The sequence below is a fragment of the Allorhizocola rhizosphaerae genome (genome assembly GCF_003426775.1).
GTDB lineage: Bacteria > Actinomycetota > Actinomycetes > Mycobacteriales > Micromonosporaceae > Allorhizocola > Allorhizocola rhizosphaerae.
Window position 1 is genome coordinate 24,169 of the sequence record NZ_QJUG01000083.1, and the last position, 9,285, is coordinate 33,453.

At 67.9% G+C, this 9,285-nt stretch carries 10 protein-coding genes and 1 pseudogene; all 11 read right to left on the minus strand.

The genetic code is table 11. The features are described from left to right. Positions 1-8 precede the first annotated feature (8 nt). A complete protein-coding gene (locus DM816_RS19220; protein WP_162907625.1) occupies positions 9-752 on the minus strand; it encodes an META domain-containing protein in 744 nt (247 codons plus the stop codon). 36 nt (positions 753-788) lie between these two features. Further along, entirely contained in the window at positions 789-3,230 is a 2,442-nt protein-coding gene (gene pheT, locus DM816_RS19225) for a phenylalanine--tRNA ligase subunit beta (RefSeq protein ID WP_117211631.1), read from the minus strand. A 1-nt stretch (position 3,231) separates the two neighbouring features. Next, a complete protein-coding gene (gene pheS, locus DM816_RS19230) occupies positions 3,232-4,293 on the minus strand; it encodes a phenylalanine--tRNA ligase subunit alpha (RefSeq protein WP_117211632.1) in 1,062 nt (353 codons plus the stop codon). Positions 4,294-4,527: 234 nt separating this feature from the next. Beyond that, the gene (locus DM816_RS19235; protein ID WP_117211633.1) at positions 4,528-5,310 is read right to left on the minus strand and encodes a TrmH family RNA methyltransferase; all 783 of its coding nucleotides are present in this window, start codon (positions 5,308-5,310) and stop codon (positions 4,528-4,530) included. Between the two features lie 12 nt (positions 5,311-5,322). Further along, on the minus strand, positions 5,323-5,694 hold the full coding sequence (gene rplT, locus DM816_RS19240; RefSeq protein WP_117211634.1) for a 50S ribosomal protein L20: 372 nt from the start codon (positions 5,692-5,694) through the stop codon (positions 5,323-5,325). A 120-nt stretch (positions 5,695-5,814) separates the two neighbouring features. After that, positions 5,815-6,009, minus strand: a complete 195-nt coding sequence (rpmI, locus tag DM816_RS19245; RefSeq protein ID WP_117211635.1) for a 50S ribosomal protein L35 — start codon at positions 6,007-6,009, stop codon at positions 5,815-5,817. A 40-nt stretch (positions 6,010-6,049) separates the two neighbouring features. After that, positions 6,050-6,655 (minus strand): translation initiation factor IF-3, encoded by a 606-nt coding sequence (gene infC, locus DM816_RS19250; RefSeq protein WP_117211636.1) that lies wholly within the window; start codon positions 6,653-6,655, stop codon positions 6,050-6,052. A gap of 260 nt (positions 6,656-6,915) precedes the next feature. Next, complete coding sequence (locus tag DM816_RS19255; RefSeq protein ID WP_246002047.1) at positions 6,916-7,356, minus strand: PH domain-containing protein; 441 nt, start codon at positions 7,354-7,356, stop codon at positions 6,916-6,918. Positions 7,357-7,595: 239 nt separating this feature from the next. Continuing rightward, entirely contained in the window at positions 7,596-8,429 is an 834-nt protein-coding gene (gene hisG / locus DM816_RS19260; protein WP_117211638.1) for an ATP phosphoribosyltransferase, read from the minus strand. Between the two features lie 12 nt (positions 8,430-8,441). Next, positions 8,442-8,705 carry a phosphoribosyl-ATP diphosphatase gene (locus DM816_RS19265; RefSeq protein ID WP_117211639.1) on the minus strand — a complete coding sequence of 88 codons (264 nt, stop codon included), beginning with the start codon at positions 8,703-8,705 and terminating at the stop codon, positions 8,442-8,444. Between the two features lie 258 nt (positions 8,706-8,963). Next, a pseudogene (locus DM816_RS19270) lies at positions 8,964-9,285 on the minus strand (recombinase RecQ); the annotation flags it as partial.

Below are 9,285 nucleotides of genomic sequence, written 5' to 3' on the forward strand. Positions count from 1 at the left end.
TCACTAGGTTACGACGTCAGCTGCAAACCCCTGCCGGAAGGATGCTTCAACACGAGCCGGTTGGCCTCGATCGTGTAGTCCACGGTCCCGTCGAGCACACCGACCACGGCCCGCTCCAGCTGGCCCTCGGGGCCAGGGCATGCCATCTTGGTCGTGGCCACGTTGGAGAACGTGATCGTCTTGTCCTGCTGGCTGAACGTGCCGCCCAGCGAGTTGCACCCGGTGTTGCCCGTGACCTTGTCGCCCTGGAACTCCAGATAGGCCTGCGCGCCCTGCGGCACCGAGCTCGCCGACTCTGAGTCGAGCAGCGAGTCGACCGTCCACCGCCGGCCCGCCAGTGGGCGATCCGGGTCGGCCACCTCGCGATCCTGCAATTTGATCTCCGTGGAGTCTCCCTTGAGCACCAGATCGTTGCCGGTCAGCGTGTACGCCGGGCCGGCGGTCACGAACTTGATGAACCAGTCGTCCTGGTCCATGCGCGGCTTGTCGCACGCCATGTCGGTGCCGCCCATGTCGGACACCTTCATCCGGCCACCCTCGAACGTCACGTCGCCGAATAGGTGGTTGCACCCGGCGTTGGCCGAGATCTTGCCCTTTTCGGGGAACATCAAGCTGATCCGGGTCCCCTCGGCCAACGCGTGACCGCTGACCGAGGTGGACAGAAAGGTCCGCCCCAGTACCTCCGGCGTGCCCGCGCTCGGGCTTGCGCTGTCGGGTTGTCCGGCGCAGCCCGCCGTCAGTAATGCCAACACTAGAACGGACCTTCTCATCATGTGCCCTTCGACGCCCTACGCCCCGCGCAGGGTTCCGCCCAACCTCTCGGAAACGAGCGCTACGGCGGCGTCCCGTGCGGCGATCGCCTCCTCCACTTTGAGGGTGCGGTCAGGGGCCCGGAACGTCAGGCTGTAGGCCAGCGAACGTTTACCACCGCCGATGCCCTCGTAAACGTCGAACAGCTTGATCGACTCAAGCAATTGTCCTGCGCCCTCGATCAGCGTGTGCTGCACGACCTGAGCCGGGATGCCGCGGTCGAGCACCAGCGCCACATCGATCAGCGCGGGCGGATAGTTCGACAGCGTGGGCGGCGGGGTGAGTCCGGGCAGCGGCACGCGATCGAGGTCGAGCTCCATGGCGCACGTGCCCGGCGGGATATCAAGCGCGGCGCACACCGCCGGGTGAAGTTCGCCGGCGAGTCCCACCTCGACGCCGTCCACGGTGAATGATGCGCACCGTCCGGGGTGGAACGGCTCGCGCACGGTCTGCGCGATCTCGTGCTTGTCCAGCACCGCCCTGGCCGCCTCGACCGCGTCGGCCCACGACGCCTGCCGGCCGGGGCCCCACCAACCGGAGCGCTCGAATTCACCCGTCAGGATGACGGCCACGTGCAGTGGCTGGTGCGGCACGGCCTCGTTGGCGACCCGCCACTGCGCATCGGACGGACGCCCGTCGACACCCATGACGGGCGGGGCCAACATGTCATCGCCCGGCAGGAACACCAGGCCCAGCTCGTAGAGCGCGACATCACGCTGACCCCGGCCGAGGTTGCGGCGCAGCGCGGTGACCAGGCCCGGCAGGAGGCTGGTCCGCATGAACGGCTCCTCCTCCGAGATCGGGTTGGTCAGGCGCACGGCATGGCGCGTGTCGCCCAACGTCTCCATCGCCTCGCGCGACACGAACGGGTAGGTGAGCACCTCGACATAGCCCTGCTCGGCCAGCGTGCGCCCGATGTTTCGCCTTCTCCGCTGCCCGGGAGTCAGGCCGTTGCCCGGCGGGGCAATCGGCAGCACGCTCGGCACGGCCTCGAACCCGTCCAGCCGCACGACCTCCTCCACGAGGTCGGCACCCTCGCGCAGATCGGGCCGCCACGACGGCGGGATCACGTCCACCCGGTCCTCGTACTGCGCGACATCGCAGCCGATCTCGGTGAGCAGGTCGGCCACGCGGTCAACCGAGTACTCCACGCCGATCAGCTTGGTGGGCTGATCGCCCGCCATCGAGATCATCACGGGCTCGGGCGGGTAGTTCAGGTCCAGCACCTCCTCGCCGGGCGTGCCGCCGCCATACTCGACCAGCAGCGAGACCGCCCGCTCGACGGCGACCAGGCACAGCTCCCGGTCGACCCCGCGCTCCCAGCGCTTCGCGGCCTCACTGAACAGCTTGTGGCGCCGCGCGGTGCGCCCGACCATGGCCGGATCCCAGTGCGCCGCCTCGAAAAGCACGTTGGTCGTGCCGTCCACGACCTCAGAGGTCTGCCCGCCCATGACGGCCGCGAGCGAGATCGGCCCGGTTTCGTCGCAGATGACCATGTCCTCCGGGCTGAGCACCCGCACGACACCGTCCAATGTGGTCAGTTTCTCTTTTTCCTGCGCGCGGCGCACCACCACTGCGCCCTTGATCCGGTCGGCGTCGAAGGCATGCATGGGCTGGCCCAGTTCGAGCATCACGTAGTTGGTGATGTCGATGGCGAGGCCGAGCGTGCGGATGCCGGCCGTGGTCAGGCGGCGCTTCATGAAGTCGGGCGTGGGCGCGTTGGGGTCGATGCCCCGCACGAGGCGGGCGGCGAACCGGTCGCACCCCTTGGTGTCGTCGATCGTCAGCGGCCACGCGGGTTTGGCCGTGGCCTCGGTGCGCGGTCCGAACGCGGGATCGTTGAACGGCACGCGGTAGGCGTGTGCGAGCTCTCGGGCCAATCCTCGGACGCTCATCTGGTACCCCCTGTCCGGGGTGATCTCAAGAGCGAGCCCGATGTCGTCCAAGCCGACCACGGGCCTGGCATCCTCCCCCGGCTTGGCGTCCACAGTGGACGGGAGCACGATGATGCCCGCGTGGTCGTCGCTGAGGCCCAGCTCGCGGGCCGAACAGATCATGCCGTGCGACATGCGCCCATAGGTCTTGCGCGAACCCACCTCGAACCCGCCCGGCAGCACCCCGCCCGGCAGGATCACGACCACCAGATCGCCCTCGCTGAAGTTGGACGCGCCGCAGATGACCTCCTGCGGTTCGGACCGTCCAATGTCGAGGGTCACGAACCGGATCGGCTTCTTGAATTCCTTCAGCTCCTCGATGGTCAGCACGCGCCCGACCACCAGTTCGCCCTTGACCGACTCGCGCTGATCGATCACATGCTCGACCTCGATGCCGAGATTGGTCAGCCTCTTGTCAATCTCCTGCGCCGTAACGGACGCGGGAAGCTCCACGAACTCGCGCAGCCACGAGACTCCCACTTTCATCTCAGTGCACCTCCATGCCGAACGCGCGGGTGAAGCGCACGTCGCCCTCGATCATTTCGCGCATGTCCGACAGCCCGTTGCGGAACATCAGCGTGCGCTCGATGCCCATGCCGAATGCGAACCCGGAGTATTCGTTGGGGTCAATGCCACAGGCGCGCAGCACATTGGGATTGACCATGCCGCAGCCGCCCCACTCCACCCACTGCGGTCCGTCGCGATGGGCCTCGAACCACACGTCGAACTCCGCGCTCGGCTCGGTGAACGGGAAATAGTGCGGGCGCCAGCGGGTGCGCGCGTTCGGGCCGAACATGGCGCGGGCGAAGTGGTCGAGTGTGCCCTTCAGATGGGCCATCGTGATCCCGCGGTCCACCACGAGCCCCTCCACCTGGTGGAACACGGGCGAGTGGGTCGCGTCCAGCTCGTCGGTCCGGTAGACCCGGCCGGGCACGACGATGTAGATCGGAGGCTTGCGCGACAGCATCGTGCGCGCCTGCACGGGCGACGTGTGGGTGCGCAAAACCAGCCCCTCGCCCGCCCAGAACGTGTCCATGAGCCCGCGCGCCGGGTGGTCGGGCGCGATGTTCAGCGCGTCGAAGTTGGCCCACTCCAGTTCGAGCTCCGGACCCTCCGCGATCTCGTAGCCCATGCCCACGAACAGGTCGCCGATGCGCTCCATGAGTGTCGTGAGTGGATGCCTGGCCCCGCGCGGGCGCCGGTCCCACGGGAGCGTGACGTCGACATGCTCCTCCCGCAGGACGCGTTCGGCCTCCATGGCTTCGAGCTCTTTTTGCCGTTCGTCATAAGCGGATTGGATCGCGGCGCGTGCCTCGTTGACGCGCTTGCCGGCGTCCGCCTTCGCGGCGGGCGGCAGCGAGCCGATCTCCCGGCGGGCCAGCGACACGGGGGCCCTGTCGCCCAGGTGCTCGGGTTTCAGCTCGAAAAGCGCCTTGGGCGAACCGGCCGCGGCGAAGGCCTCCCCGGCCTTGGCCACAGCGTCTTCCAGTGCCTCGGGCGCGAGCAGGCTCGCCTGCTTCGGATCATAGGGATCGTGGCGATAAGTCATTTGTGGGTCTCCAGATGTAACGGCAATTCCGGCTCGGAGATGTCGGCCTTCGGCCACCACACCTCGACCCGGAAAGCCGGGCAACCGGCTGAGTTTACAGTCACTCGCGGCTGCGGGGCTCCGCTGACGCTTCGCTCCCCGCGCACGCGGTGTCCAGGTCCACGTGGCTTGGCCACAGCCCACCGGCATCTGGCAGGAGCGCGTCAGATCTCCAGCCCGCCACCGGCGGGCCGTCTAAAGAGCAGATCTGTGCGCACGGGCAGAAGCATACAGGCAGACCGCCGCGGCCGCCGCCAGGTTCAAGCTCTCTGCGAAGCCATATACGGGTACGCGGACCCGCTCCGCCCGCGCGAGGACCTCATCCGGCAGGCCATGCGCCTCCCCGCCGAACAACCAGGCCGTCTTTCGCGTGAGCCGGGGCTCGATCTCGAACAGATCGCTCTCTCCCCGCCCACTGGTCGCGAGCACCAGCATGCCTTCCAAGGCGTCCAACACCTGGCCGGTCTCCCGCTCCCGCACCACATCGACGTGAAACAGGCTCCCGGCGCTCGCCCGCACACACTTGCCGTTGTGCGGGTCAACCGAGTCACCCGCGAAGATCACCGTGTTGGCCCCGGCCGCGTCGGCCGTGCGCAGGATCGTGCCCGCGTTGCCCGGGTCTCGGATGTCCACGGCCACGGCCACGAGGCGGGGCTGCTTCGCGAGCGCGTCGTTCAAGGAGACGTCGACAAGCTCACAGACGGCAACAACCCCTTGCGGTGTCACGGTTTCGGCGAGTGCGGCCATCGCCTCGTCGGTCACGACGCTCGCGTCCGGGTATTCGCCCGCCCGGTCGGCCGTCACGAACAACTCCCGCACGACTCCCGCCGCGACCGCCTCGCGCACCGCCTGCGGCCCTTCGGCCAGGAACAGTCCGGCCTTCTCCCGCTCCCGCCGCCGCTGCAGTTTGATGGCAGCAGAAACCCGGGGTGTCCGTGTCGTGAACGGACGGTCCCCGGGCCTCTGCGCGCTGTTCACTTAACGGGCAGCTCAGGCGGTCTGCGCGCTGGCGACGGCCTTTTTGGCAACCTCGACGAGGGCGACGAACGCCTTCTCGTCGTTGACCGCCAGCTCGGCGAGGATCTTGCGGTCCACCTCGACGCCCGCGAGCCGCAGGCCCTGCACGAGGCGGTTGTAGGTGATGCCGTTGGCGCGGGCACCCGCGTTGATGCGGGTAATCCACAGCTGGCGGAAGTCACCCTTGCGATCCTTGCGGTCGCGGTAGGCATACTGCATCGAGTGGAGCATCTGCTCCTTGGCCTTGCGGTACAGCCGCGAGCGCTGCCCGCGGTAACCCTTGGCGCTCTCGAGGACCGCCCGGCGCTTCTTATGGGCGTTGATCGCCCGCTTGACGCGTGCCATTTATCGTATTCCTCCTACGTATTTCCTGGGGTTCGCGGGGTTGGACCCCGCGGCGGAATTCGGGCCTGCGGCGAACCGACCGGAGGTCGGTGAGCAGCCGGGCCCGCCCCGCGGCGCGCGTCAGCGCCCGAGCAGCTTCTTGATCCGCGGCGCGTCAGCCTTGGAGACCTCGACGGTCCCGGTCAGCCGACGGGTACGGCGGGAGGACTTGCCCTCCAGCAGGTGACGCTTGCCGGCCTGCTCGGCAACGATCTTGCCCTTGCCGGTGACCTTCACCCGCTTGCCCATGCCGGTGTGGCTCTTCATCTTCGGCATTTTCGAAGTTCTCCCCTGACTAGTGTGCTGTGGTGCTAGATCAGGCCTGCGCCGATGCCCCGGCGACGGTCTCTTCGGTCGCCTGCTCCGTGGAGGCGCCCTCCGGCTCACCCTTGCGGGCGCCGGTGGTCTTACCGCCGCGGTGGGGCGCAAGCACCATGATCATGTTACGGCCGTCCTGCTTGGCCTGGGACTCGACGAAACCCATGTCCGCGACCTCCTCCTCGAGCCTGCGCAGGAGCCGGAAACCCAGCTCGGGGCGGTGCTGCTCGCGACCCCGGAACATGATCGTCACTTTGACCTTGTCTCCCGCCTTGAGGAACCGCAGCACGTGACCTTTTTTGGTCTCGTAGTCATGCGAGTCAATCTTCGGCCGGAGTTTCATTTCCTTGATGACCGTCTGTTGCTGGTTACGCCGGGCTTCCCTGGCCTTGAGCGCGCTCTCGTACTTGAACTTGCCGAAGTCCATGAGCTTGCAGACCGGAGGGCGTGCCATGGGCGCAACCTCGACCAGATCCAGATCTACGTCTGCGGCCAGCTGCAAGGCGCGCTCCAGTGGGACGATGCCCACCTGCTCTCCCTCAGGGCCGACCAGACGGACCTCACGTGCCCGGATCTGCTCGTTTACGCGTGGCTCGACGCTGATGTGGCCTCCTTGATCGTTCCTATTCCTGACGTGCGACCGTGATGATCGTCGCCCGGCGCGGTGCGCCGAGCTCGACCCTCAAAGCAGTAGGCCCAGCCTCGGGAGAGACTGGGCCTGCTCGACCGGTCATGTGCGCACGTCAGCGCACCCCAAGCACGAGGCTCAGGTGACCGGACCCAACTCGCTCAAGGCGGACGGGTGGGAGCAGGCGCTCCGCTTGATGGCAGCATGCACTGCCAGGTCGTAAACGCAACTATACACTACGCCCGGTTTTGGGCATGAAGTGACCGCAAGCACTGCACCGCGTGTACGGCGTGCTCTCTGTCCACCGCCTGGACGGCCAGCACAGACACCGTATCGTCGTTTTCCAGCTCCAGCGACAGCCACGGCCGTCCCCGGTCGAAGCTCACCTTGCGCACAAGGCTCCACGGCAATTGATAGCCGCCGACGATGTTCTGCACCTTGATGCCCGTCTCGTCGGCCTGCACCCGCGGCCGGGCGATCAGCATGATCCCCGCGGCGAACACCACGCCCAGACCGATCATCGCGTACTGATCGCCCGGCCTGAACACACCCTCGCCAACCTCGGTCAGCGCCGTCCCGATGAGGGTGAAGAGCAGGAGGATGCTCACGGCCGCCACCGCGCACACCACGCGCACCCGCTTGGGCCGATGCACGAACACCGTCGAACTAGCTCCCACCAGCTTCACCCCCCACACACGCCACCCACACCGGCCCCAGCCTACGCACGAACACCATCGAACCAGCTCCCACCAGCCTCACCACCCACACACGCCACCCACACCGGCTCCCGCCGATGCACGCGCCTCGCCGAGCCAGCTCCCGCAAGCCTCACCACCCACACCGGCCCCCAGCCGATGCACGCGCCTCGCCAAACCAGCTCCCACAGGCGTCACCACCCACGCTTGATCCGGCCATGTCATAACCGGCACGCGTGGATGTCGGTCACCAGGATCGCCCGCGCGCCCAGGTCGTAAAGCTCGTCCATGATCCGGTGCACCTCGGCCCGCTGCACCATCGCCTGCACCGCGACCCAGCCCTCCCGGTGCAGCGGCGAGACCGTCGGCGACTCGATGCCCGGCGTGATCGCGCACGCGGCGTCGAGCCCGTCGGCGCGCACGTCGTAGGCCAGCATCACGTAGCGCCGGGCCACGAGCACGCCCTGCAGCCGGCGCAGAATCTGTGTCACCGCGCCGTTGCCCTCCGCCGGGGACCGTCCAATCAGGACCGCCTGCGACTCCAGGATCGGCTCCCCCAAGGTCTTGAGCCCCGCCTGGCGTAGCGTCGCGCCCGTCGCCACCACATCGGCGATCGCGTCGGCCACACCCAACCGGACGGCGTTTTCGACCGCACCGTCGAGCGTGATCACCTCGGCCTGGATGCCCGCGTCGGCCAGATATTTTTCCACCACGCGCGGGTAGGCCGTGGCGATGCGCTGCCCCTCCAGGCTCAGGTAGGGATCGGGCGCCGCGAACCGGAACGTCGCCTCGCCAAACCCAAGCTCCAGCAGCTGGTTGACGGTCGAGCCGGAGTCGACGAGCAGATCCTGCCCGGTGATCCCAAGATCGAGATCGCCGGAGTGGACATAGGTCGCGATGTCGCGCGGCCGCAGATAGAAGAACTCCACGTCGTTGTCGGAGTCGAGGCAGGTCAGGTCGCGGTCGTCGGACCGCTGCCGGTAGCCCGCCTCGCGCAGCATGTCGGCGGCCGGACGGGAAAGCGTGCCCTTGTTGGGCAGTGCTATGCGGAGCACAGCGATCTTCTCCTAGAGGTGTTTGTAGACGTCGTCGAGCTCCAGCCCGGCGGCAAGCATGAGCACCTGCGCCTGGTAGAGCAGTTGGGAGATCTCCTCGGCGGCCCGGTCGGGCCCCTCATGCTCGGCCGCCATCCAGCTCTCGGCGGCCTCCTCCACGACCTTTTTGCCGACGCTATGGACGCCCCGGCGCACGGCCGCCACCGTCGCCGACTCGGGATCGCCCGCGGCGACCTTGCCCTTCAACTCGGCGAAAAGCTCGTCAAACGTCTTCACCCGGCAATTGAAGCACGGGCCTAGGACATTTCCGATCCCGCCGCAGCGATCGTGGAGGCGCGACCGGTTGAGGACCGAAACCGTCCTAATAACGATCTAGCGTGGACTATGACCCGAACAGTCGACTCCTTCACCATCAACCTCCCGCAGCGCGATCTGGACGACCGCACCAGGCGGATCGAAGCCGTCCGATGGCCGGCTCACCAGGCGGCTCGAAGCCGTCCGATGGCCGGACGAACTGACCGACGCGGCGCGTCCTCAGGCGGTCACGGCCAGCGCAAGCGGCAGCACCGCCGAGGCGCCGGCCAGCCGGAGCTCCCGGGCCGCGAGCGCCATGGTCCAGCCCGAGTCCACGAGGTCGTCGATGAGCAACACCGGCCCGCTCAGCCCCGCCGGTGCCATGAGCGCCCCGTAGAGCGCCTTGACCCGGTGCGCACTGTTGGCCCGCCCAGCGTCCACAGTGGACGCGGTGGTCTGCACGGTGCCCAACAGCGGCAGCCGCCCGACCGCCGCCACGTGCGCCGCGACGCTTCCGATCAGCTGCGCCCGCCGGTGCGACCCGATCGCGACCACGCCCGCC

What these genes read in the sequence shown, in the direction of transcription:
- pheT (WP_117211631.1), bottom strand. Translation starts at nt 3,230, where the DNA reads ATGAAAGTGGGAGTCTCGTGGCTGCGCGAGTTCGTGGAGCTTCCCGCG.
- pheS (WP_117211632.1), bottom strand. Translation starts at nt 4,293, where the DNA reads ATGACTTATCGCCACGATCCCTATGATCCGAAGCAGGCGAGCCTGCTC.
- rplT (WP_117211634.1), bottom strand. Translation starts at nt 5,694, where the DNA reads ATGGCACGCGTCAAGCGGGCGATCAACGCCCATAAGAAGCGCCGGGCG.
- rpmI (WP_117211635.1), bottom strand. Translation starts at nt 6,009, where the DNA reads ATGCCGAAGATGAAGAGCCACACCGGCATGGGCAAGCGGGTGAAGGTC.